The 25,641-nt window shown below is 43.0% G+C and carries 19 protein-coding genes and 1 pseudogene; 14 read left to right on the top strand and 6 right to left on the bottom strand.

What is annotated here, in order from left to right; genetic code table 11:
- Position 1: 1 nt before the first annotated feature.
- The 6 genes and pseudogenes from FDF36_RS00855 to FDF36_RS00830 form a co-directional block, all read left to right on the top strand.
- Positions 2 to 556 (top strand): annotated as a pseudogene (locus tag FDF36_RS00855) (flavodoxin); the annotation flags it as partial.
- A 157-nt stretch (positions 557 to 713) separates the two neighbouring features.
- Positions 714 to 1,256 (top strand): hypothetical protein, encoded by a 543-nt coding sequence (locus FDF36_RS00850; RefSeq protein WP_220389966.1) that lies wholly within the window; start codon positions 714 to 716, stop codon positions 1,254 to 1,256.
- 140 nt (positions 1,257 to 1,396) lie between these two features.
- Positions 1,397 to 2,659, top strand: a complete 1,263-nt coding sequence (locus FDF36_RS00845; RefSeq protein WP_220389965.1) for a carboxypeptidase-like regulatory domain-containing protein — start codon at positions 1,397 to 1,399, stop codon at positions 2,657 to 2,659.
- A 51-nt stretch (positions 2,660 to 2,710) separates the two neighbouring features.
- Positions 2,711 to 3,262 carry an RNA polymerase sigma-70 factor gene (locus FDF36_RS00840; protein WP_220389964.1) on the top strand — a complete coding sequence of 184 codons (552 nt, stop codon included), beginning with the start codon at positions 2,711 to 2,713 and terminating at the stop codon, positions 3,260 to 3,262.
- Positions 3,259 to 4,107, top strand: coding sequence for a FecR family protein (locus tag FDF36_RS00835; RefSeq protein WP_220389963.1), 849 nt, complete (start codon positions 3,259 to 3,261; stop codon positions 4,105 to 4,107). The genes FDF36_RS00840 and FDF36_RS00835 overlap by 4 nt, the downstream gene beginning before the upstream one ends.
- 24 nt (positions 4,108 to 4,131) lie before the next feature.
- Complete coding sequence (locus FDF36_RS00830) at positions 4,132 to 5,691, top strand: carboxypeptidase-like regulatory domain-containing protein (RefSeq protein ID WP_220389962.1); 1,560 nt, start codon at positions 4,132 to 4,134, stop codon at positions 5,689 to 5,691.
- Between the two features lie 18 nt (positions 5,692 to 5,709).
- Here FDF36_RS00830 and FDF36_RS00825 read toward each other — a convergent pair whose 3' ends face one another.
- The gene (locus FDF36_RS00825; RefSeq protein WP_220389961.1) at positions 5,710 to 6,609 is read right to left on the bottom strand and encodes a DMT family transporter; all 900 of its coding nucleotides are present in this window, start codon (positions 6,607 to 6,609) and stop codon (positions 5,710 to 5,712) included.
- 88 nt (positions 6,610 to 6,697) lie between these two features.
- On the opposite strand from FDF36_RS00825, the gene FDF36_RS00820 reads away from it, so the two are divergent.
- The 3 genes from FDF36_RS00820 to mtgA all read left to right on the top strand — a co-directional run bounded on the left by FDF36_RS00820 (position 6,698) and on the right by mtgA (position 9,742).
- A complete protein-coding gene (locus FDF36_RS00820; RefSeq protein WP_195316500.1) occupies positions 6,698 to 8,041 on the top strand; it encodes an MATE family efflux transporter in 1,344 nt (447 codons plus the stop codon).
- A 154-nt stretch (positions 8,042 to 8,195) separates the two neighbouring features.
- Positions 8,196 to 8,870: an OmpA family protein gene (locus FDF36_RS00815; RefSeq protein WP_005786956.1), complete on the top strand. Its 675-nt coding sequence runs from the start codon at positions 8,196 to 8,198 to the stop codon at positions 8,868 to 8,870.
- Between the two features lie 128 nt (positions 8,871 to 8,998).
- Positions 8,999 to 9,742, top strand: a complete 744-nt coding sequence (gene mtgA, locus FDF36_RS00810; RefSeq protein ID WP_220389960.1) for a monofunctional biosynthetic peptidoglycan transglycosylase — start codon at positions 8,999 to 9,001, stop codon at positions 9,740 to 9,742.
- A 102-nt stretch (positions 9,743 to 9,844) separates the two neighbouring features.
- On the opposite strand, the gene FDF36_RS00805 is transcribed toward mtgA, so the two are convergent.
- The 4 genes from FDF36_RS00805 to FDF36_RS00790 form a co-directional block, all read right to left on the bottom strand.
- Positions 9,845 to 11,734 carry a SusD/RagB family nutrient-binding outer membrane lipoprotein gene (locus FDF36_RS00805; RefSeq protein WP_220389959.1) on the bottom strand — a complete coding sequence of 630 codons (1,890 nt, stop codon included), beginning with the start codon at positions 11,732 to 11,734 and terminating at the stop codon, positions 9,845 to 9,847.
- A 21-nt stretch (positions 11,735 to 11,755) separates the two neighbouring features.
- Entirely contained in the window at positions 11,756 to 15,133 is a 3,378-nt protein-coding gene (locus FDF36_RS00800; protein ID WP_220389958.1) for a SusC/RagA family TonB-linked outer membrane protein, read from the bottom strand.
- 881 nt (positions 15,134 to 16,014) lie between these two features.
- Positions 16,015 to 17,790 carry an oxaloacetate decarboxylase gene (locus FDF36_RS00795; RefSeq protein ID WP_220389957.1) on the bottom strand — a complete coding sequence of 592 codons (1,776 nt, stop codon included), beginning with the start codon at positions 17,788 to 17,790 and terminating at the stop codon, positions 16,015 to 16,017.
- Positions 17,791 to 18,040: 250 nt separating this feature from the next.
- On the bottom strand, positions 18,041 to 18,544 hold the full coding sequence (locus tag FDF36_RS00790) for an RNA polymerase sigma factor (protein WP_005776700.1): 504 nt from the start codon (positions 18,542 to 18,544) through the stop codon (positions 18,041 to 18,043).
- A gap of 290 nt (positions 18,545 to 18,834) precedes the next feature.
- Between FDF36_RS00790 and FDF36_RS00785 the strand changes: the two genes are divergently transcribed.
- The 3 genes from FDF36_RS00785 to FDF36_RS00775 all read left to right on the top strand — a co-directional run bounded on the left by FDF36_RS00785 (position 18,835) and on the right by FDF36_RS00775 (position 21,141).
- The gene (locus FDF36_RS00785) at positions 18,835 to 19,395 is read left to right on the top strand and encodes a LemA family protein (RefSeq protein WP_220389956.1); all 561 of its coding nucleotides are present in this window, start codon (positions 18,835 to 18,837) and stop codon (positions 19,393 to 19,395) included.
- A 21-nt stretch (positions 19,396 to 19,416) separates the two neighbouring features.
- Positions 19,417 to 20,385: a M48 family metallopeptidase gene (locus FDF36_RS00780; RefSeq protein WP_032537378.1), complete on the top strand. Its 969-nt coding sequence runs from the start codon at positions 19,417 to 19,419 to the stop codon at positions 20,383 to 20,385.
- A gap of 261 nt (positions 20,386 to 20,646) precedes the next feature.
- Entirely contained in the window at positions 20,647 to 21,141 is a 495-nt protein-coding gene (locus tag FDF36_RS00775) for a DUF4251 domain-containing protein (RefSeq protein WP_005819762.1), read from the top strand.
- 13 nt (positions 21,142 to 21,154) lie between these two features.
- Here the strand turns inward: FDF36_RS00775 and FDF36_RS00770 are convergent, their stop codons facing one another.
- Complete coding sequence (locus FDF36_RS00770) at positions 21,155 to 21,781, bottom strand: trimeric intracellular cation channel family protein (RefSeq protein WP_005776695.1); 627 nt, start codon at positions 21,779 to 21,781, stop codon at positions 21,155 to 21,157.
- 84 nt (positions 21,782 to 21,865) lie between these two features.
- Between FDF36_RS00770 and wecB the strand changes: the two genes are divergently transcribed.
- Together wecB and FDF36_RS00760 are read left to right on the top strand one after the other, a co-directional pair.
- The gene (gene wecB, locus FDF36_RS00765) at positions 21,866 to 22,951 is read left to right on the top strand and encodes a non-hydrolyzing UDP-N-acetylglucosamine 2-epimerase (RefSeq protein ID WP_005776693.1); all 1,086 of its coding nucleotides are present in this window, start codon (positions 21,866 to 21,868) and stop codon (positions 22,949 to 22,951) included.
- Positions 22,952 to 23,064: 113 nt separating this feature from the next.
- Entirely contained in the window at positions 23,065 to 25,626 is a 2,562-nt protein-coding gene (locus tag FDF36_RS00760; protein ID WP_220389955.1) for a DUF5686 and carboxypeptidase-like regulatory domain-containing protein, read from the top strand.
- The last annotated feature ends 15 nt before the right edge of the window (positions 25,627 to 25,641 follow it).

The following is a 25,641-nucleotide window of genomic DNA, read 5'->3' as shown; positions in this document are numbered from 1 at the left end:
TATGTACAAAATTATATTCGTATTTCTGGCAATAATGGGCATAGCCACTGCATCATGTGCCCAACAAAAACAAGGCGCAAACAGAAAGCAGCCCAATAACAAAGTGCTTATAGCCTACTTCTCGGCGACAGGAACTACAGCAAGTGCTGCTGAAAAATTGTCTAAGGTTACAGGTGGAGAACTTTATGAAATTACTCCAACCCAACCCTATACAAATACTGACCTCAATTGGAATAACAAACAATCGCGCAGTTCGTTGGAAATGAATGATCCGAAATCACGTCCGGCCATCCGGAAATCTTCCAAAGATATCGCCGATTATGACGTGATTTTCCTCGGCTATCCTATCTGGTGGAATCTTGCTCCACGTATTATCAATACATTCATCGAAAGCTATCATTTGAAAAACAAGACAATCATCTTGTTCGCCACATCGGGAAGCAGTAGCATCACTAACAGTATGGCAACTCTGAAGAAAAGTTATCCCGACCTGATCTGGAAAGAGGGAAAACTGCTGAATGGAATGAACGAAAAGGATATCCGCGAATGGATCAGTATAAACCACTCTTCCTATTTTGCATTTCAGAATTTTTGCGTATCTTTGTTTGCAGGGAGTTGTTTGATAGCGCAATACTTCAAAGCCTCTTGAGAATCTATTTTTCGAACCGGTATCCTTCCTGCTGATTTATTAAAAAATAAAACACCTTATTACTATGATCGTACAGGATTTAAATTTTGATCAAACAGTAGCCATGGCAAAAGTCAAAGCGGAAAGCATGATACAAAACGGACTTTATTCACGTTTCGGGTTATCCGAAAAAGAGAGACTGGACAAAGCCCTGTTAGGCTGTATCGGAGAGTTGGCTTTCCAAAAACATCTGAAAAATCTGGGAATCCCATTCGAATTGGACCAGACAGATTTCCAATCCCATCACTCCGATGAATTTGATGTAAAAGTAAACGGTGCCAAAATTGATATCAAAGTAGCAAAGAAAACAACTGCCAACCCTCCAACCGACAATTGGACCTATGGTTATCCACAAGAGCAGCATCCCGAAACAAAAGATTACGTCGTTGTAGGTTGGGTAGACTTCAACAGAAAAGAAGTTGGCTTTTATGGTTGGATCAGAGGAGAGCAAATAGTGGGATTTAAAGTTGTCACCTGCAATTCTTATGCCAAGTATCCTTATCTGACACCTAACCATGAATTCAAATGGGGATGTCTCACCAAGGATTTGAATGAGATTTTGAAGTAAAACGATTAGATTATCCCCCGAAAAACACTCTTCATTGAGTTTTTTCTCATTTTTCTTCAGAAATTCATAGGGTATTCTCCGTTTGAACGATCTTATATACAGAAAGCAAACTATTATTCACCCTTTAAACTCTGAAAAAGATGAAAACGCAATGGATAAGATCAATCGGATGTATACTGGCAGTTTTGATTCTGTCGGGCATCATGCCGCTGGCTGCACAGGACAATGCGGAAAGATACACCACTATCAGTGGAGTAGTCAAAGACAAACTCAACAAAAAGAAACTGGAGTATGTCAATGTATCGATACCAGGAAGCAGTGTCGGTACCGTCACCAACGCAGACGGTGAGTTTACTCTAAAGATTCCCGAGTCGGTTCAGGCCAAAGACATTGAAGCCTCACATGTAGGTTATCTCAATTCCCGTATCCCTTTAAAAGAAGAAAATCCCACAGAACGGATTGTCTGGCTCACTCCTTATGCCAACCTGCTTAGTGAAATCCTGGTAAGAGCCAGAGATCCACGCAGCATTGTGGAAGAAGCACTTCGCAAGATCCCGGCCAATTATAGTCCCCAAAGCAACATGCTCACAGGATTCTACAGAGAATTGGCTCAAAAAGGGCGTCGCTATATCAATATTTCAGAGGCTGTAATCGATATTTATAAAACGCCCTACAATGAAACTGCCGAACACGATCGGGTTCAGATTTACAGAGGACGCAGACTGTTGAGCCAAAAACAGAGTGACACACTGGCTGTAAAATTACTCGGAGGCCCCAATATGGCCATTTATATGGATATAGTAAAGAACCCGGACTGCCTGTTGGCCAAAGAAGACCTATTGTTCTACGAATTTCGAATGGAAGACCCGACCTGCATTGACGACCGATCCCAGTATGTCATCAGCTTCCGTCCAAGAGTAAAATTATCCTATCCCTTATGCTATGGTACACTCTACATCGATAAAGAGCGACTGTCATTCACACGCGCTGAGTTTAACCTCAGTATGGATGATAAGAATAAAGCCACTCAAGCTATCTTAAGAAAAAAACCTTTTGGACTGCGTTTCAAACCCGTAGAAGTATCATACCTGATATCATACAAAAACCTGGGAGGGATCACTTACCTAAGTTATATCCGGAACAATATCCGCTTTAAGTGTGACTGGAAGCGTAAACTGTTTTCTACCAACTATACCATCTTATCGGAAATGGTGGTTACGGACAGGAAAGAAAACAATATTACAGCTATTCCATATAAAGCAGCATTCAAACAAAATCATGTATTCTCAGACAAAGTGGATAACTTTACCAGTGACAACTTTTGGGGAGGCTATAATATCATAGAGCCTACAGAGTCATTGGAGCATGCAGTAAACAAATTAAAAAAGCAGCAGAAGCAGTAATCACTTTTTATAGTATCTTTGACGAACTCTAACTCCCGATATATCCCCAATATGCTGAACGACGTATTTATACTTACTCAAATAAAAGAAGGCAATATAAAGGCGTTTGAAACATTATTCCGCCAATATTATACTCCGCTTCGCCTATACGCCGCCAGCATAACGGGTGAACCGGACGTAGCCGAAGAAATCGTCGAAGAATTGTTCTATGTATTCTGGAAAGATCGGGAAAAACTTGAGATTTTTCATTCTGTCAAGAACTATCTCTATCGGTCTATACGTAACCGCTCTATCCAGTATTGTGAACATCAGGATGTCAAAAAGCGCTATCAGGATGCGATTTTATCCGTTCCGGTAAATATAGCTTCACCCGATCCGCAAGAGCAGATTGAGTACAAAGAACTGCAACAAATTATAAACCGAACCCTTGAGAAACTACCGGAACGCCGTTTGCATATCTTCCGACTACACCACACAGAAGGAAAAAAGTATTCGGAAATAGCCTCTCTCCTCTCACTATCGGTAAAAACAGTAGAGAAAGAAATGACCCGGGCACTCCGGACTTTACGAAAAGAAATTGAGAATTATATCCAGATATCATGAATCGAATCGAAAAAAACAAGACCCAAACCGATCAGGCGTGGAATAAATTACACAATCGCCTGGAGACAGACGGACTGTTACCAACGGTGACAGAACGTCGTTTTGCCATACGTCCGACCGCATGGATCGGCATAGCAGCCATTGCAGCTATTATAAGCCTATGTGTTTACCTGCCTACGGTGTTACGGACCGACCACCAGCTTTCCGGCGGTGAACTATTGGTCAAAGCAAACAAAGAAGAGAGCATACTGGTCACCACGCTTGAGGATGGTTCCGTTGTCTATCTGTCAGAGCAGACTTCACTGGAATACCCCAAACATTTTTCTAAAAAAAGAAGAGAAGTGAGTTTGAAAGGAAACGCCCTTTTTGACATAGCGGGCAATCGTGCACGTCCTTTCTTCATCGAAACCGAGAAAGTACAGATCGAAGTGATAGGTACCGCCTTTCATGTGAAAAACAGTAGCAACTCTCCATTCGAATTAGCAGTTCAGAGAGGTGAGGTAAAAGTTACTCAAAAGCACAATGGCCAGGAAATACATGTCAAAGCCGGGGAAACCGCTACTTTATTGGATGATGAATGGCAGCTGACTATGACCGAGAATTCCGAACAGTTTGCCCGATACATGCAAAACATGCGTTTCAAAGACGAACAGTTGGACAATATCCTGCATGCCATCAACCTTCGCCAGACGGAAATATATCTGCAGAGTTCCCCGGAACTGGGGAAACATGTACTGACGGTTTCTTTCTCAGATGATTCTCCTGAGAAAATGGCCGAGCTAATCGGCCTTGCACTGAACCTGAAGTGCACACGCAATCAAAACATAATCACCCTCTCCGAGTAATCCCGGAATCAAAACCCACAAACAATGAAAGCCTCGAAAAGTCTCTGCCTGCAATGCCTGTTCACCTGTCTGCTATTATTCATAGCAGCCCGGGTAAAGGCGGATGACTCCGGTATACTCGATCGTATCATCCGGTTACCGAAAAGTGAAATGACCGTTTATAAACTACTTTCTAAAATAACGGAAGAGACAGGATACCTGTTCATCTACGACAGCAAACTGGTTGACAATGAACGTACGGTAAAGTTGAAAGGTGGAAAACAGACCGTACGCCAAGCCATTTACAGTATAATTGGTAATGACAACCTTAAACTACGTTCGGTAGACAAACACATCATCATTTATCGACCGGAAACGGCATTAAGCACAAGTAAGGAAGAAAGTTTATGCAGAGACAGCACACTCTCGTTCACTCTTGAAGGAACATTAATAGACCAGCTATCCAGGGAACCGATCCCCTATGCTACCGTAGGTGCCGAGGGTTCCTCAATCGGTAGTGTCACCAATCAAAACGGGAGTTTCAGGCTTCATCTGCCCGATTCCCTCCGAAACGGCCGGATTCGCTTTTCACATCTGGGCTACGTACCGCAAACCACAGATGCATCCCTACTTGCCGGACGAAACGGAACTTTTGCTTTAGAGCCTAAGGTAATTCCCCTACAAGAGGTTATTGTACGCATTGTCAATCCGGTGCGTCTATTGAGAGAGATGCTGCAATTCCGAAAAAAGAATTATTCCAAAGTCCCTGTCTATCTGACCTCTTTCTATAGGGAAGGTATCGAACAAAAGAACCGGTTTGTCAGCCTGACAGAAGGCATCTTCAAAATATATAAGGCTCCGTCGGATGCTCCGGAAAAGACCGACCAAGTAAAGCTACTGAAAATGCGCCGTATCACTAACCAAGCTGTAAAGGATACCTTAATTGCTAAAATGAAATCGGGTATTCATGCCTGCATTGAGTTAGACCTAATCAAAAGTTTACCGGAATTCCTGCTTCCGGACTCCAAAGAATGTGTTTACGTTTACACTTCCAGTGATCTTACTGTAATCGACAACCGGCTTGCCCACGTAATCTATTTCGAACAACGCTCAAGTATCAAGTCTCCCAATTATTGCGGTGAGCTCTATATCGACACGGAAAACAATGCCCTGCTACGGGCACGATTTGAGTTGATTCCTCGGTATATACATAAAGCAGCCAACATACTGGTTGAGAAAAGAAGCCGAAATATCCGGATTATTCCCCAAAAAGTGGTTTATACCGTATCCTATAAACTTTGGGAACATACATATTACATCAACCACGTACGCGGTGACTTACATTTTAAGATAAAACAAAGAAATAAATGGCTTGGTAGCACCAGTCTACATACATGGTTTGAGATGGCCACCTGCAAGATAGAAACGGACAATGTCAGCCGTTTCGGCCACAACGAACGGTTATCTGTAAATACCATCTTCGCGGAAACTCCATTTGCATACGACAAAAACTTCTGGGAAGATTTCAATGTAATTCCCCCTGAAAAAGAGTTGAGTGAAGCCATAGAAAAGATTTCATCGAAAATCGAAGAGACAGGAAATTAAAGCAATTGCCGACACTGTTTATTTCTTCAAGTTCACTCCCCTTTCGGCAATATACACTCCGCTCAGAATCAGTGCCGATCCCAATAAAGCAACTATTGTGATGGTTTCGTCGATCACAATGGCAGAGGTTAGCAAAGTAACAAGGGGAACTACATAAATATAACTGGTGGCACAAACCACTCCCAATTGTTTCACTGCCGTATTCCACATAATATAACACAGCATCGAAGCAATCACCCCCAGAAAAAGCAGATTTAGAGCGACAACGGGCCGGAACAGGATATGTATATCCGTCTGTAAAGGATACACTAAGAACAGGGGCAAAAGAGTCACCAAACCATAAAAGAAAACTTTCCGTGTAATAAACAATGTCGGATAATGAGTATTCATCCTCCTGAGAAGCAAGCAATAAAAAGCCCACATTAATGCAGCTATCAGGGTCAGAATATCACCGGCCGGACTAAGCTGCAAAATGAAACTGCCATTAAACACAACCAATCCCACCCCAATAAGCGCCATCAGAGAACCGCCTATCAGACGTGCTTTTAATTTATCGCCTTTATAGAAAAAGGGTGCCAACAGTGCAGTCAGAATAGGAGTCGTACAGATAATCAGCGACACATTGGAAGCAAGCGTCATACCCAATGCCGTATTCTCGGCTACAAAATAGAGCGAACCTCCACATAGTCCGAGTCCCACAAACCGAAGTTCATCCTGCCAACTCTTAGCCCGCAACACTCGGGGAGAGAAAAACCAGATGCAAATATATGCCAATAAAAAACGGTAGAATAAAATATCGACAGGTGACAGGCCATATTTTATTAAAACTTTAGTAGCAACGAAAGTCGTTCCCCATATCATTACTGTCACCGCTGCCATCACATGATACCATCCGGCCGTTTTCTGAGTTGTTTTCATATTCTTCTATAAATTTTCTCTGCAAAGATAAGGATTGCAGCCGGAAGAAAGTCGTATCTTTGCCACTCATTTCTTATTAAATAGTATCATGCAAGGAATCAAGAATCTGACTCAAGGTCCTATCAATAAACAATTGTTTAACTTGGCGATGCCCATTATGGCTACCTCGTTTATCCAAATGGCATATAGCCTGACAGATATGGCTTGGGTAGGGCGTTTGGGGAGTGAAGCCGTCGCCGCTGTCGGTTCGGTAGGTATCCTGACCTGGATGTCCGGTTCCATTTCCTTACTGAACAAAGTAGGTTCCGAGGTCAGTGTAGGTCAGTCCATCGGAGCACAAAATCATGAAGATGCCCGTAATTTCGCGTCACACAACATTACTATCGCCCTTATTATTTCACTTTGCTGGGGCGGGCTGCTTTTCCTGCTTGCACGTCCCATCATCGGTATCTACGAACTGGAAGCGCACATCACCGAAAATGCAATCGCTTATCTGCGCATTATCTCTACCGGGCTACCTTTCATTTTTCTTTCGGCAGCCTTTACCGGTATTTATAATGCCGCCGGAAGAAGTAAGATACCATTCTACATCAGTGGTACCGGATTGGTATTGAACATCCTCCTCGATCCCCTCTTCATCTTCGGTTTCGGGCTGGGTACCAACGGAGCAGCCTATGCCACCTGGATTTCGCAAGCAGCAGTATTCGGCATTTTTATCTATCAATTACGTTGCAGAGACGCTTTATTGGGACGATTCTCTTTCTTTACCCGGTTAAAGAAAAAATATACCCATCGTATCCTTAAATTAGGTTTACCGGTAGCTACCCTTAACACCTTGTTTGCTTTCGTCAATATGTTCCTTTGCCGTACAGCATCCGAACAAGGAGGGCATATCGGATTGATGACCTTTACCACCGGAGGACAAATTGAGGCTATCACCTGGAATACATCACAAGGATTCTCCACTGCCTTAAGCGCATTCATTGCTCAAAACTATGCAGCCGGACGAACAGACCGTGTGATAAAATCATGGCATACGACTTTGTTGATGACCTCAATCTTCGGTACGCTCTGCACCCTGCTTTTTGTATTTTTCGGAAACGAAATCTTTGCTCTCTTTGTTCCCGAACAGGCCGCTTATGAAGCAGGAGGCGTGTTTCTCCGCATCGACGGTTATTCACAACTCTTTATGATGCTTGAGATCACGACACAAGGTGTATTCTACGGTATCGGACGCACCATTCCACCTGCCGTTATCAGCATCACCTGCAACTACATGCGTATTCCGCTCGCCATTCTGTTTGTCCGCATGGGCATGGGAGTAGAAGGTATCTGGTGGGCTGTTTGTGTCACTACTGTTGCCAAAGGGGTTATTCTGGCCGGTTGGTTTGCATTGATTAAACGGAAAGTGTTGTCGCGCCCGATACTCTGAAAAGAAAAAGCACAGCTTAGACAACAAAAGCACATATCTTCTTGTTTTTTTTACAAGGTAAATGACAGGCAAAACAAATAATCTGTATATTTGCCACGTTTTTATAAAATGGAAGTATCCATTTAATTATTAACTATATAAAAAGAGCTTAATTATGAAGAAAATTAAATTTATGGCTTTGTTTCTAAGCATGGCGCTTGTTTTCGGAAGTTGTGGAAGCATGAATAATACAGCTAAGGGTGGTGTCATCGGCGGTGGTTCGGGAGCGGCCCTGGGAGCTATTATCGGTGGTATTGCCGGTAAAGGAAAAGGTGCTGCTATCGGTGCTGCAGTAGGTACTGCCGTAGGTGCCGGAGCAGGTGTTCTCATTGGTCGTAAGATGGACAAGAAAGCTGCTGAGGCTGCAAAAATCAAAGACGCACAAGTAGAACAAGTTACTGATAACAATGGTCTGGCTGCCGTAAAAGTAACTTTCCCCTCAGGTATACTTTTTGCATTCAACTCTTCTGCACTAAGTGCAGCATCTAAACAATCATTAGCTGAATTTGCCAATATCCTGAAAGAAGATCCGACAGTCGATGTAGCCATTATCGGTCATACCGATAAAGTAGGCAGCTACGAAGCTAACCAGAAAGTATCGGCCAACCGTGCATACGCCGTTGAAAACTATCTTCAGGCATGTGGCGTTAAACCTTACCAATTCAAAAAGGTGGAAGGAGTAGGCTACTCACAATACAACGAGTCGGAAACACCGGAACAAAACCGTCGTGTAGAAATATTTATGTACGCCAGTGAACAGATGATTAAAAACGCTGAAGCCGGTAAATAACGATTTCATAATACACCCACAGGTGTTTTATGCCATGTGCCAATATACTGTTTGCTCCTCCATATAAAAAAGGATGGTAAGTCAGTATATTGGCACATTCGTATAACAAACCAACAAGATCACACACAATGAAACTCCGGAAACCCTTTCGCATTCTGCGCAATCTGATCCTTTTTTTCTTTATCTCCTCGATCGGTGCCGTCATTTTCTATCGATTCGTGCCGGTATATGTCACTCCACTTATGATTATCCGCTCTGTCCAGCAACTCGTTTCGGAAGAAAAAGTGATATGCAAGCATACGTGGGTACCATTTGATAAAATCTCTCCCAGCCTGCCCATGGCGGTGATTGCTTCGGAGGATAACCGCTTTGCCTCTCACAACGGATTCGACATGATAGAAATTAAAAAAGCGATGAAAGAAAACGAAACCCGGAAAAAGAAACGGGGTGCCAGTACCATCAGCCAGCAGACAGCGAAAAACGTCTTCCTTTGGCCACAGTCTTCGTGGGTACGAAAAGGGTTTGAGGTCTACTTTACATTTCTGATTGAAACCTGCTGGCCGAAAGAACGGATTATGGAAGTATATCTAAACTCCATCGAGATGGGCAAAGGTATTTACGGTGCTCAGGCAACCGCTAAATATAAATTTAAAACGACAGCCGCCAAACTGACCCGGGGACAGTGTGCCCTGATCGCAGCAACTTTACCAAATCCAATACGATTCGACTCGGCACACCCCTCACCTTATATCAAACGACGCCAAGGACAAATTCTGCGACTGATGAATCTGGTTCCGAAGTTCCCTCCTGTTGATAAGGAAAAAGCGAAAGAAAAAGATACAAAAAAACAGAAGAAGAAAAAGAAGAAATAGCAACTTCGCCAAACCGCCCCCGATGATGTAAGGATAATATAGAAAAGAGGCCACTTCTGCAAAAAGCAGAAGCAGCCCCGGAGATTTATGTAAAACAGAAAATTACTGTTGAGGACCTGTACCAAAAGCCGGTGCCTCTTTATCATACCAGACACGTTCTTTGCTTAACGTCACAGGTGAATTACTCATCTCACCTTCATACGTATAGCCCTGTGCCTGATAGGCTGCAATTGTAATGTCACGGAGCAAATCAGAATCAAGAGGTTTGCTTACCGGGAAACGTCGCGGAATGACGTACTGGTCACCCAATAACGGATCAAAATCCTGATATGGCAACAAGGTACTGTTCTTCATTGGCACTCCCGAACGACGGGCGGTAACAAACATGTCCATCGGAAGCATCAGATAATGAATATATTGCTGAATATAAACTTTCTCAAGGTCTTTACTCAAATCACCTGTCAGATGGTATGCATCATGTGACAGCATTTCATCAATCATGCCTTCTTTCAGGCTGATTGTCTTATCGTGTACATCGCCTGTGTAGGTTTTATCATAATAAGGAATATGATTCTTAGAGGAAACAAAATCATAACCACGAACAGACATCTCGACACCTGCACTCAAATACTGTTGTGCGGTCATCGGCAGATTGGCACCCAACAATTTGAATTCCGCCAGCAGGAGGTTGGTTTCACCTGCAGAGAAGTACAGTCCGTACCAGCCGTATTCTTCCTTATCTTGTACGGGAGCTACATCGGGAACATCGGGGAATGTGTAAATCAACAGACCTTTAATATTTTCGGTATTCCGGTAGGCAATCGGAGTATAGGTCTTTTTCGCACCGTCTTTGCTCAGCAAATAGAACAACTCGTTGTTGGGGTCGAAATAGTCTTTGTACTCTTCCTTTTTATTGATATCTACCTGACAAGGAACTCCATAATAGCGTACCCAAGGCTCTCCGGGAGCTTTCCAACTCTCAAAGTGTTTCTTTCCGTCCGCATCGACCGTATAGTTCACATTGGCTTCTACATAAGACGGTAAAGCTCTTTTTTGATCAAAGAAACCTTGAACTACATTAGAGTTGTAATCGTTCTTCTGGAAAAAGTAAAACAAACGAGGGTCACGATTGCTCACCATAAAATCGATTAACTGCTTAGTTCCCGCACCAACGGAAATATCATTGTTCCAGTTATTGTCTCTTTTACCTTTATTGAAAACAAAATCATCGTCGAGAGTTAAAATAAGACCGGCCGGATTCTGGGCAGCCTCATTCACGATGGCAATCGCACGAGCCTTGTCTTTATTAACCAGGCGTGCAGCAATTCTGAGTTTCAATGAGTTTGCCAATTTAGCCCATTTATCAAGTTTTCCTCTATAAATAAAATCCTGCGCACCAAGCACGTCTTGCGGATTATTCTCCTTCAGATAGTTAATTGTCTCGTCAAGCTGTTTCAGCCAGAGTTCGAACAACTCTTCCTGTGTATCGTATTTCGGAGTCAGAGTCCCACCATAACGGGCCATTTCTGCCTCTGAATATTGACGGGATCCATACATATCCGAGTCTTCAAGTCCCAAGTACACCAGCATCGGATTACATAAATAAGCAATATATTGGTATTTTGCTTTTTCATCATCCGACATCAGACTGATCTGATGCTTTATTTCATTCGTATAACGAAGCACCTCGTTGACCTGATAGCCACAGCCGGTCTGAGTTACCATATTCAATTTGCTGGAGTTTCCACCTCCTGAGGCAGTTGCCTGCACCCAGGTAGACATTGCATCGAAACCGGCAAACCACTGAAGATAATCGGCCGGCTGAAAACTCATGGCGCATTGAGTAAATAAATAGCGTACGTTCGGTTTTGAGACTGTGGAGGGATTGGTATTCTGTCCGGCAAATTCGTCTTTACAAGACGACATCAGGAATCCTGTACCTACAACAGCCACAGCTGCCATATATAGATATTTTTTCATCATTTGTTTCATACTAAATATCACATTAAAGGTTTAGAAATCTACATTAATAGTCATCATATAATTAGCCGTGTAAGGTTCATAGCCACGGATACGGAACTCAGAAGCCGTATTACCACGAACACTTTCAGGATTCAGATGGTTAGGCAACGAGTTGTACAGATATCCCAGATTACGCGCAGAGAAGCTCAATCCCAATCCCTGGGCACCAAACTTACTTGCCACTGATTTCGGGAAGCGATACGATAAGGTGATCTCGCGCAAAGCAATATAGTTCAACTCGTGTACCCAAGTGTCGAATATCGTATTCTGTCCCCAGGCCGCACGGTTTACATGATAAGTTCCGGCATGTGTGGGTTCCAGTTTCCCTTCTGCCACCAACTGTTTGTAGGACATACCGCTTACATCCATTTTCGTTCCGTCTACAAGTGTTGCGAACGTACCATTCTTAAATACTCCGTCGGGGATAACACCATCGCCATAAGAGATTCCTTTACTGTCACCGTACTGGCTGGTCCAAGACAAACCACCATGTTCAGGATCACGCCATTTTAAAGAACTCTTGATCCACCCGGCCTGTGTACCATACAAGTTAGAGTAAGAAGCTACCAATCCTCCAAAACGCATGTCAGTAGCAATATGCAGGCTCAAATTTTTCCAGGACAGAGTAGTAGATAAAGAGCCTAAAAAGTCGGGAGTCATTTTACCCACTTCCTGTACTTTTCCGCTACGTGCTTCGTAAGCTCCCCGCCAACTGTCGTCCCACTCCAACAATGTTTCTCCTTTTTCATTTTTAGCCGGAAGAATGTCGGACATCAATAATCCGTAGTCGCCGCCTACTTTGGCAACCGAACCGATATGGTAATCGTAATCATTAGCATAGCCGCTCAATGCAATGTAGTCTGCCACATTTTCATGTAATGAGATAATAGTATTTTTATTCTTTGTATATGTCATTGCGACATCCCACTGCCAGTCTTTATTTTTATACGGAGTGGCGTTTACAGCAATTTCAATACCTTTATTCTGAATATTACCAGCATTTATCAACTGAGTGTTCACACCCGAAATAGCAGGAACTTCAATCGACATGATCTGGTCTCTCGTATTTTCCTTATAATAAGTAAAGTCAAAGTTCAAACGGCTGTCAAACAAACGTAAATCCAAACCAACTTCCCAGGCATTCTTACGCTCCGGCTTCAGCTTCAAACTCTTCATTGTCTTATCGAGAGTGTTCACATAGATATTGCCATCATACATTTCTTTGGTTTCAAAGCCATATACCGAGTTCACATAATAGGGATCGGTATCGTTACCGACCTGTGCCCACGATCCGCGTACTTTGGCAAATGTAATCCAATGCGGCAAATCGAATGTTTCATTGAGCAGCCATGAACCGGATACTGACGGGTAGAAGTAAGAATATGTGCCCGTCCCGTTTTGATATACCAAAGAAGACGACCAGTCATTACGCCCTGTTACATCTAAATAAACCTGATTTTTCCATCCCAGATTCAAGGCAAAGACAGCAGACATCATTCTCTTAGTATTTGAAATGCTCGCTTCCGACTTTTTAGGATTCTTTGAGTTGTCGACAAACCATTGTCCCGGTACTACCATACCGCCATCTGTATATACTTTATATGCTTCCGAACGACTTGTATAGTATTCATATCGCGCGAAACCACCTACGCTGAAATCTTGTATCTGCTTATTGACAGTAAATGTTCCGCCAAAGGTAGCCTGCTCTTTTGTGGTTTGCCCCATTGTATACTTACCGCCTTCATTTGCATATCCACTACCCAGTTGTTTTTCTTCAAACTTAGTGTAATAGTAATTCATATTGGCATCGGCTTTAAATCTCAGCCAATCCAGAATCTGCACATTCACTTCCATTTGGGGACGAACCACAGTCTCTTTCTGGGAATAATCGTATTTGTCGATCATAAAAAACAAATCACGTCCCGGAACTGAACCATACTTGTCACCATAACTTGTAGATGCCAGTCCACCATGCTCACCCAGATATTTATCGCGGAAATAATTCACATCCAGCATCGGAGTCATAATGGTTCCGTTCGGATTGACAAAACGCTCTCCTACTGTTCGCGGAGAATTCTTCGGATTTGAGTTGGTGAAACTCATAGCAGCCGAAACTTCCACCCGATCACTGATTTTATGCGAACCTTTCAATAAAAACGAATAACGCTCAAATGTATTCTTTTCGCTGGTAGATCTTGCTTTCTTATAAGAAAGAGAAGTGTAATACGATGTTTTATCATTGCCACCGCGAATAGCCACATTCGTATTGGAGTTCAGCCCCAATTGATACAAATCCAGCATGTTGTTTTTATGGGGCGAATAATTGGTCCAGGTACCATCATAGTTGCGGATCGGCTGACCATCGTATTTAGGTCCCCATCCATAACTGTCTGCGCCTATTAGTGTCCGGTCTCCTTTATCATCGAGTTTGAACTGAAAAGGATCCCATACGGAACCATTGTTGTCCGTGTCTTTCCAACCAGGCATCAACCCCACTCCATATTCAGTCTGGATATCCGGTGTCCGGTAAGCATGATCGATACCAAATGTTTGTGATACAGAAACCCCGAAGCCTTTGAAACCTTTTCCCGATTTGGTGGTAATCACCACAGCTCCGTTCAGACCACGTGAACCGTAAAGAGCAGTCGCAGCAGCACCTTTCAGGACCGAAACTGTCTCAAAGTCATCCGGATTAAGGTTCTTCAGTTCATTACCATAGTCATTGGCATTATTGTTTCCGGCATCCCAGTCCATTGTGGTATTTCCTGAAGTCGAGTTATCGAGAATAACTCCATCGATCACATAAATCGGCTGATTGTTTCCTTTCAAAGTAGAAGCACCGCGAATCTGAATCTTCGTCGCTCCGAACATACCTCCGTCTGACTGACGAATCTCGACACCTGCAACTTTTCCTTGTAAGGCGGCTACCGGAGAAATCGTATTGGCAGCTTTCAGGTCATCGCCTTTGACCTCGGTCACTGCATACCCTAAAGCTTTCTGTTCACGCTTCAACCCTAAAGCCGTCACCACAACTTCATCCAGTATCTGGGTATCTTCTTGAAGCACAACATTAATAACTGTTTTACCGCTTACTTTTACATCCTGTTTCTTCATGCCGATGTAAGAAAACTCCAGGACTCCGTCTGCAGGAACATTAGATAAAGTGTAATTGCCATCAATGTCAGTCACTGTACCGATCGATGAGCCTTTGACAAGTACACTCCCTCCGATAATAGGTTCACCGGTTCCATCTTTTACAATTCCTTTCACTGTTATATTCTGCGCAAAAGCAGTAACAGACAAAAAAGATAGAACAAGTACTAACACCTTTTTTATCAATTTTACATTGATAATTTTCGAGTTATTCATTCATTTTTCTTTTTTAGTTAAACAATATGTGTTAATTTAGGTTATAATAATAGTTATAGTTCTCTTAGAACTTGGTTATTCTTGAAAAATGTAAATTATATACAATATTAAATACTTTATTACGCTGTAATTTTACATTTGTCAATCAGATTTAGTTGTATATTTTAAAATAAGGAGTTGCCAATCTTATTTTGCGGAGTAAAGATAGATATAAAGTATCAAAATACAATAAATATACTATAATATTTTTAAATGCTAATTTCTACTTTTTTTTCTTCGCCATTCACCACCTTTCAGAATCCCTTTAAAAGTTACTGTAGCGTTTTTTAAGACTGAGTTCTAAGAGAACTTAGTTGATCCGTTTATATATCCATTCCAAAGGGATTTGAAAGATATGTGTCATTTCTCAAATTAACTATATATACGAAGTTTGATCACTATTTACAAGTAAAAGTTCCATCCAGATTTAGAAAATCGAAAACTAATTCTTATCTTTTTCTGAATATAAACCCAATATTTATTTACTATCTACGAAAAAGAACCGGTAGATTTCTACCGAAACAAGATATTACAAATGTCATATACAACCCAAGCCTTATATAATAACTACGGTAGTAGTCGAAATAAAAAGAAAAGCAAATAAGACGGGAAACGAATCACCTAAAGATCGGACGGCCGGGACCGACCTTCCGGACAGCCGGGATTCAGCTAACGGAGTGCCGGGCTCCGGACATCGAAGCGTCGGGATAAGAACACCGGACAGCCGGGCTTCAGGAAGAAGAGAGGCTGGGTTTGGGAATGGCACTAAAAAAACAAAGACCGCTCCGGTTTACACCGGAAACGGCCTTTATCCACTCTATAACAATACAACTTTTAAAACGTTATGCCGGTTCTTCACATCTTTCTACATAAGCCAAAGCATCACCTTTATTGACCAAAGCACCTTGCTTGGCACATACCTCGATGATACGTCCACTAAAATTAGCCAATACTCTATCATAAGTGTTCCATGGAGTAGCAATATAGCAAAATACATCATCCGGTTCATATTTATGCCCCACTTCAGGAGGCATGGAAGGCGATTCAACATCTATTTCCCAGATAATCCTACCCTTTTCCATCGCAGTGATTGGCTCTGCCTTGGCACGCTTCATCCTTTTCACATCTTCTTCGGAGAAACCTTGTTTGGCCAATGCCGCATCCTTGGCACGTTGCAGGTCTTCCTCAAACCTCTTCTTGGCTACTCCCGATTTATAATCACGATACTGCCTGTCATGCATGGCCAGTTCAAACAGTTCTTCATCATCGGGCCCGAACTCCCAACCATTCTCCTGCATCTCTTTACGATATTCATCAAGCTGGTCGGGATAGTTCTTCTGCGGATCTTCATCTGTAAATTCGTACCCCTTCTCTTTGGCCAATGCTACAATTTCCGGATCCAACGGGCCAGGTAAACGGCCGCTTTTACCCAGAATCATCCCCCAGGTATTATTGTCTATCATGCTCCAGCGTTCCTCACCTTTCACACGTGCCATTACATTCATTAATGCCACATTTTTCACATACTGGCTGAATGGAGTTACCAGTGGAGGATAGCCTAACTTAGGCCATACGTATTCCACTTCGTCGAACAACATCACAAGCAGATCGTCAATGCTGAGCTCAGGCTGATTATTACTCTTTAATATCATATTGATACCGGCATGCACACCCTTCAAATCGGCCATCATAGACCCCATCATTCCTCCTGGCAAGCCACATTTCAACAATAGGGAAGACATATGTTTGTTGGTCGGATCCATAAAGTAACCAAGGAAATCATCAATGAACTCCTGTGTCATGGCACGCGCCTTCATATAGGCTTTCATATTAATTTCAGGTACACGAAAACCGGCATCTTTCAGCATGGCCTGTACAGAAATCACATCCGGATGAACTTTTCCCCAAGACATGGGTTCCATAGCTACATCAATGATGTCGGCGCCATTCTCACAAACTTTAAGAATGGAGGCCATCGACAGCCCTGGTCCGCTATGACCGTGATATTGAATCAGCACTTCGGGATGGCGTTCCTTAATGGCTTTAGTCAATTGTCCTAACATGGCCGGACGCCCGACGCCCGCCATATCCTTCAGACAGATTTCGGGAGCACCGGCCTCAATCAGCTTATCAGCAATAGCCGTATAATATTCCACCGTATGAACCGGTGAAAAGGTGATACATAAAGTTGCTTGCGGAATCATCCCTCCCTCAAGCGCATAGTGTATGGAAGGAATAATATTCCCCACTTCATTTAATCCACAAAAAATACGGGTTATATCTACCCCTTGAGCATGCTTGACTTTATACATCAACCGACGAACATCGGCAGGAACAGGATACATTCGTAAACCATTCAGCCCTCGATCAAGCATATGGGTCTGTATTCCGGCATCATTGAAGGGTTTGGTGAAAGCCCGTACTGCTTTGTTCGGATTTTCACCATAGAGCAGATTGACCTGTTCGAAAGCTCCGCCATTGGTTTCCACACGAGCAAAACATCCCATCTCAATAATCAAAGGGGCAATTCGCACTAACTGGTCTACACGGGGTTGGTATTTACCGGACGACTGCCACATGTCCCGATATACGAGACTGAATTTAATTTCCTTTTTCATTGCCGTAAGTTATAAGTGATTTCACATTCATTAGGTTAACTTGTTATATTACAAATATACTGAGATATTTGACATAAAGACAAATTACACTCCCAAAAAGTTCTTATAAAAGACATGTTATATATCATATTGTCACAAAAACAAAGGAGCAAGGAGGGGGTCCCTCACTTACTCCTTCTTTTAAACAACTAAAAATCTACACTAAATCACTACCTAAAATCAATCTTTTTATTTCATAAATAATACCTAATTAAACAAAGTCCTTCAATTCCTGTTGCAGTCTCTGCCGGGTAAAAAAGATCCGGCTCTTAACCGTACCGAGTGGCAATTCTAATTTTTCAGCTATTTCACGATATTTAAATCCGGAAACATGCATTGAAAACGGTACTTTATATTCTTTAGGCAACGCATTTACTACACGGTGCATTTCTTTCAAGTCATAGGCTCCTTCGGTACTTTCAAATCCGGAGTCTTGCGGGAGATTCAGATGGAAGAGGTTGTCGGTTTGGTCTACATAAGTTTGGTCACGCACAACTTTACGATAGTTATTAATAAAGATGTTGCGCATGATTGTATACATCCAGCCTTTAAAATTAGTATCCGGCATAAATTTATCTTCATTATCTAATGCTTTCAATGAAGTTTCTTGTAACAGGTCATTGGCTTCTTCGCGATTGGCTGTGAGTTTATAAGCAAAACGGAGTAACTCTTCTTGTACTCCTATCAGGTCTTTTCTAAAACTTAAACTTTTCATACGTTGCGGTTTTTAAGCGGTTAATATTTCGTTTCTTTCTCGATGATGCAAGTTTAAGGCTTATTTTAGATTTCAGTAGGGTAAATTTCACCAATCTTTGGGGTAAAAACTATCAAATGATAGTTTTTGGGTGCTATTTGACAGTTTTTGGGTGTTACTTTAAGAAAGTTTCAATACACTTTGAGAGGTTTGTTTGATAATTAATGTTTTTTATTATGCGCTTTTTGTAAATAGAGACTGAATAACATACCTTTGGATCAAGTTTAACAACGTTAAGAATCAAAAGAATTATGAACTTACTTATCATTTTGGGGATTGTAATCATCCTCGCGATTGTCATTGCTTCCATGTACAACTCGTTGGTAAAACTGAGAAACAACCGCGAAAATGCATTTGCCGACATCGATGTACAGTTGAAGCAACGCCACGACCTTATCCCACAATTGGTGGATACAGTAAAAGGATATGCAGCTCACGAAAAGGACACACTCGAACGTGTCATCCAAGCCCGTAACGGAGCTATCAGTGCCCGAACAATCGATGAAAAGATTACAGCAGAGAATCAACTGAGTTCCGCCCTTGCGGGATTGAAAATCACCTTGGAAGCTTACCCGGACTTAAAGGCCAATCAAAACTTCCTCCAGTTACAGGAAGAGATTTCGGATGTAGAAAATAAACTGGCTGCTGTACGCCGCTACTTTAACTCAGCCACCAAAGAACTGAACAATGCAGTACAGACATTCCCTTCCAACCTGATAGCCAACATGTTCGGCTTTCATAAAGAAATGATGTTCGATTTGGGTACTGAACAACGTGCCAATCTGGAAGAAGCCCCGAAAATCAAATTCTAATCCCCCAGGAGAGCAATGCACATGCAATACGTCGGAATACAGACACAACAGAGCCGGAACAACCTACGTTCCGGCATTTTACTGTTCCTTTTCCCTTGCCTGGTGGCAGTACTGACCTATTTGTTCAGCTACCTGCTCATCACTTTTACCGTGACAGATGATTACGAGCAATATGACACATTGGCCATGACCAATCAAATGTTTATTAACCTGATTCCTTATATTATAGGAGGCGTTCTGGTCTGGTTTATTATTGCCTACTTTGCCAATTCCAGTATTATCAAAGCCGCTACAGGGGCAAGACCATTGGAACGTAAAGAGAATAAACGCATCTACAATTTAGTGGAGAATCTCTGTATGTCGCAAGGGATGAAAATGCCTAAAATCAACATAATCGATGACAATTCACTCAATGCATATGCCAGCGGAATTAACGAACGTACTTATACGGTCACCTTATCAAAAGGAATCATCGATAAACTCAACGACGAGGAACTTGAAGGGGTCATTGCACACGAATTGACACATATCCGTAATCACGATGTCCGACTGCTGATTATCTCCATTGTATTCGTAGGCATCTTTTCGATGTTGGCACAAATAGCACTGCGCTCCGTTTATTACTCTTCGTGGACACGCAGCCGGAATGATAAAAACAATGGTGCTATCCTCATCTTGGTTTTAGCCATGATTGTAGCCGCCATCGGCTATTTCTTTGCCACGCTGATGCGCTTTGCCATCTCCCGCAAACGTGAATACATGGCCGATGCAGGAGCAGCAGAAATGACAAAGAACCCATTGGCTTTGGCCAATGCTTTAAGAAAGATATCTGCAGATCCCGATATAGAAGCTGTGGAGCGCGAAGATGTAGCGCAGCTATTCATACAACATCCTGGCAAACAGGCTAAAAGCGCATTGAGCGGGCTAAGCGGGCTCTTCGCCACCCATCCGCCAATCGAAAAACGAATTGCCATTCTGGAACAGTTCTAACAGAAATATCCTCCCCCAATAGACTCAAAAGTCTTCTTCGCCACAGGTTATACAGATTAAGCATTATGTAAACGACGATTTAAAATTCATTCTGTGTTAATCAGTGCAATCTGTGGTAAGTTTTGACATACCTCCCTTTTTTATTCTTTGTGAAATCCCATCCGGTAAACACGAAATAATATTAAATCATTTGTCTGCTTTATACATTTTATCTCTTCCGACCGTTATCTTTATGTAAACATCCGAAAAAGAACCATTGATATGAAAACAAACAAGTGTATCATCCTTCTGATGTTGCTCATCATCGGAACAGGAGTTTGCCCGCTTCAGGCCCAAAACCGGAAAGAAAAGAAAGAGCAAAAAGAACAAGCAGTAAAAGAGCTAATCGAATCGGAAAACTACCGGATTGACGTATCTACAGCATACCCACGCCGAGGGCATATGATTCCACTGACCTCAGTTTATTCCGTTATAGTTCGAAACGATTCGGTCTTTTCACAACTACCCTATTTCGGGCGTGCTTATTCCATTCCTTATGGAGGAGGGCAAGGACTGATGTTCAAGGCTCCGATTGACAAATATAATATGGTCATGGGCAAACGCGGAGCAGCGAAGATAAACTTCACCGCCAGAAACTCCGAAGATCAGTTCAAGTTTAGAATCACTATCTACTCTAATGGTTCGTCCAGCATAGATGTCGATATGCAGAATCGTGAATCGATCAGCTTCTCCGGTGATCTGATACTGCCGGAATAAAATTAGTATAAGTCTACTCCCCTTTCAGGATAGGCAAACAGATTTGATATTTCACGGCCAATGCGCGTACCACAAAAATGCAACAGCCACTGATGACCTGTGTTAAAGCAGCATCAACACCCAGACGGTCGAGTCCCCAATAAATGACTCCGCCAATAACGCATGCCATGGCATAAATCTCTTTACGGAAAATCAACGGAATCTCGTTGATAAACACATCGCGGATTACGCCACCGGCCGCTCCGGTCATTGTGCCCATAATGATGGCCACCCAAAAGGCATAGCCCAAATCGATCGTTTTGCTGATACCAACTACCGTAAATAATGCAAGCCCAATGCTATCGAAGATAAAAAACGTGTTGTGCATATGAATCAGATGCTTCCGGAAAAAAATAACCCACAGAAGGGCCAGCGCCGAACAGATAAGATAAATGGGATTCGTCATCCAGAACGGAGTAACGTCCAGCAATACGTCACGTATAGTACCACCGCCAATGGCAACAGCCACACCGGCTACATAAGCACCAAACCAGTCAAACTGTTTGGCAGATGCAAGACGAATGCCACTAATGGCAAAAGCAAATGTCCCGATAAACTCCAGAATCTGGATAAAGGTCGGAATCTGAAAGATTGTTGGCATATATCAAGTTTTTTGTGTGCAAAGAAACAAATAATTCCGCAAGAAAGTGTACATTTGTTCCTTGAAAATTGTAAGAATACGAAGATGAAGATAACGATTGTTGCCGGGGCTCGCCCTAACTTTATGAAAATCGCCCCTATCACCCGGGCTATCGATGCCGCTAAGGCACAAGGTAAACGCATTTCTTATCGCCTGGTTTACACAGGGATAGAGAATGACACCAGTCTGGATGCATCCTTATTTGCAGATCTGCATATGAAAGCTCCCGATGCCTATCTGGGCGTAAACGGCAATAACCCCACAGAACTTACTGCGGGAATAATGATCGCCTTCGAACGTGAATTGACGGAAAACCCTACGCACGTAGTTCTGGTAGTCGATGACCTCACTGCAACTATGAGCTGTGCGATCGTAGCCAAAAAACAAAATATAAAAGTGGCACATCTCGTAGCCGGCACCCGTTCGTTCGATATGTCCATGCCCAAAGAAGTCAACCGTATGATAACAGACGGACTTTCCGACTATCTGTTCACAGCCGGCATGGTGGCCAATCGTAACCTGAATCAGACAGGAACAGAAAATGAAACAGTCTACTATGTAGGCAACATCCTGATCGATACAATACGGTATAACCGCAACCGCCTGATAAAGCCAATATGGTTCTCTGTCCTGGGACTGAAAGAGCATGAGTACATCCTGCTGACCCTCAACCGCCATGTGCTGCTGAACAACAAAGAAAATCTGCGGAAATTGATAGAGACCTTACTTGAAAAGGCAAACGGCATGCCGATTGTGGCACCACTGCACACTTATGTACGCAATGCGATCAAAACTCTCGATATCACAGCTCCTAACCTGCACATCATGCCCACACAAAGCTACCTCTCTTTCGGATATCTGATGAACCAGGCAAAAGCCATTATAACAGATTCAGGCAATGTGGCGGAAGAAGCGACCTTCCTGGGAATTCCCTGCATCACCCTCAACACCTATGCCGAGCATCCGGAAACCTGGCGCACAGGCACCAATGAACTGGTTGGGGAAGATCCGGCAGCATTGGCTGCCAGTATGGATAAACTGATGAACGGAGAATGGAAACAAGGTACCTTGCCCGAACGCTGGGACGGACGAACCGCAGAACGAATTGTACAAATATTATTGGGGGAATAATGCCGGATTCCCCCTCCTTACAGGACTCAAAAGATACACAAAAAAGGTTATATAGTCCTTTCAATCAAAAGGAATTTATTACCTTTGCAGTCTCACGATGAGATGAAGTGTGTATGAAACAACAATATTCTAAACTATTAATAGTAGTCTTCCTTATACTCTCTGCGCCACAGGCTTTTGCACAGTTGAAAGGAGTAATCACCGATTCTATTTCACATGAGCCGCTAATGTACATTTCCGTTTTCTATGAAGGAAAAGGAGTTGGCGGTATATCCAATGCTAACGGAGAATATCAGGTAGAAACCCGCAAAGGATGGAACGAGTTGACCTTCTCTGCGGTGGGTTATATCACCAAGAAAGTGAAAATTCCGGCGGGCGCCAAAGAACTCAATGTAGTACTCTCACCGGATGATGTCATGCTGGAGGAGGTGGTTGTAAAACCTAAAAAGGAAAAGTATTCCCGGAAGAATAATCCCGCTGTGGAATTCATGCGAAAGGTTATCGATCACAAGAAAGCTCAGAAGCTGGAAACCAACGACTATTATCAGTACAACAAGTATCAGAAGATGAAGATGTCACTCAATGACGTGACACCCGAAAGCCTTGAAAAAGGAATCTATAAAAAGTTTTCTTTCCTCAAAGACCAGGTTGAGGTTTCGCCTGAAACCAACAAACTGATTCTGCCTATCTCGGTGCAGGAAACGTCTTCCAAAACCATTTACCGGAAGGACCCGGAAAGTAAAAAGACCATAATCGAAGGTATGAACTCCAATGGCGTGGAAGAATTCTTCTCAACAGGTGATATGCTGGGTACCATCCTCAATGATGTATTTGCCGATATCAATATCTATGATGATGATATCCGCCTGTTGCAACGCCGTTTCGTAAGCCCAATCGGAAGCGGAGCCATCTCTTTCTATAAATTCTACCTGATGGATACTGTGATGGTGGATAAAGATAAATGTGTGCATCTTACCTTCGTCCCACAGAACCCTCAGGACTTCGGATTCACCGGACACCTGTATGTGCTGGACGACTCTACCTATGCAGTGAAGAAGTGCACCATGAATCTGCCTAAAAAAACAGGGGTAAACTTTGTAGAAAATCTGGATGTCGTACAGCAATATGAACAGCTTCCCAATGGCAACTGGGTGCTGACAGACGACGATATGACTGTGGATCTTTTAGTCATGAAAGCTATTCAGGGCATCCAGGTAAAACGAACAACCAAATATAGCAATTATGTCTTCGACCCCATCGAGCCACGACTTTTCCGTTTGAAAGGCAGTGTGATCAAAGAGGCGGACATGCTGACCAAAAGTGACGAGTATTGGGCCGGAGTACGCCAGGTGCCTCTAACAAAGACCGAGAGCAGCATGGATCTTTTCATGAACCGGCTGGAACAAATACCCGGATTCAAATATGTGATATTCGGAGCAAAAGCGTTGATAGAAAACTATGTGGAAACCGGAACCAAAGAACATCCGAGTAAGTTTGACTTCGGACCGATCAACACCATGATATCGAGCAATTATGTAGATGGTACCCGTTTCCGTCTCAGCGGCATGACTACTGCCAAGCTGAATCCCCACTGGTTCTTCAACGGATACGGAGCGTACGGACTCAAAGATAAAAAATGGAAATACGAAGGCAATGTGACCTACTCTTTCCGCAAATGCGAATTCTTCCCCTGGGAATTCCCGAAGCATTACATCTCGGCCTCCTACCGTTACGATGTCATGTCGCCAATGGATAAGTTCCTCGACACGGATAAAGACAACGTATTCGTAGCGTGGAAAACCACAACCGTCGACCAAATGTCATACGTACGGGACGCCACACTGAGATATGAAATGGAAACTTTATCGGGTTTCTCGGTTGCGGCCATGGCACGACACCGGGAAGATACTCCGGCAGGCAAGTTGCAATACATCCGCAATGATGCTGCCAAAACCATCGTACCCGATATAACTACCGCCGAATTGGGGCTGACTTTACGTTATGCGCCGGGCGAGACCTTCGTCAATACAAAGCAACGCCGTCGTCCGGTATCGCTGGATGCTCCCATCTTCACCCTCTCCCACACTACCGGATTTAAAGGTGTTTTAGGAGGAGAATATAATTTCAACCTGACGGAGGCAAGTATCTGGAAGCGCTTCTGGCTCTCGTCCTGGGGTAAAGTAGATGTTACCTTAAAAGGAGGTGCACAATGGAATACCGTTCCGTTCCCATTACTTATTTTGCCAGCCGCCAACCTATCGTATATCACACAGAAAGAAACGTTCAACCTGATCAATAATATGGAGTTCCTCAACGACCGTTATGCATCGCTGGCACTCACATATGACATGAATGGTAAACTTTTCAACCGCATCCCGCTGATTAAGAAACTAAAGTGGAGAGAGGTATTCCGTTTCCGAGCTCTATACGGCAACCTGACGGATAAGAATAACCCGTTTAAGAGCAATAATCCGGAACTGTTTGATTTCCCGCAACGGGACGGCAGCTACACCAGCTATGTGATGGATCCGAAAGTACCTTACCTGGAAGCCAGTGTGGGCATTTACAACATCTTTAAATTGTTGCATATCGAATACGTACGCCGTCTGACTTACCTGAACCACCCGGGAATCAACAAACAAGGTATCCGGTTTATGATTCAGGTAGTATTCTGATCCGCCTATCTATCA

It is taken from the genome of Bacteroides fragilis, assembly GCF_019583405.1.
Classification (GTDB): Bacteria; Bacteroidota; Bacteroidia; order Bacteroidales; family Bacteroidaceae; genus Bacteroides; species Bacteroides fragilis_B.
This window is presented reverse-complemented; position numbering and strand designations above follow the sequence as displayed.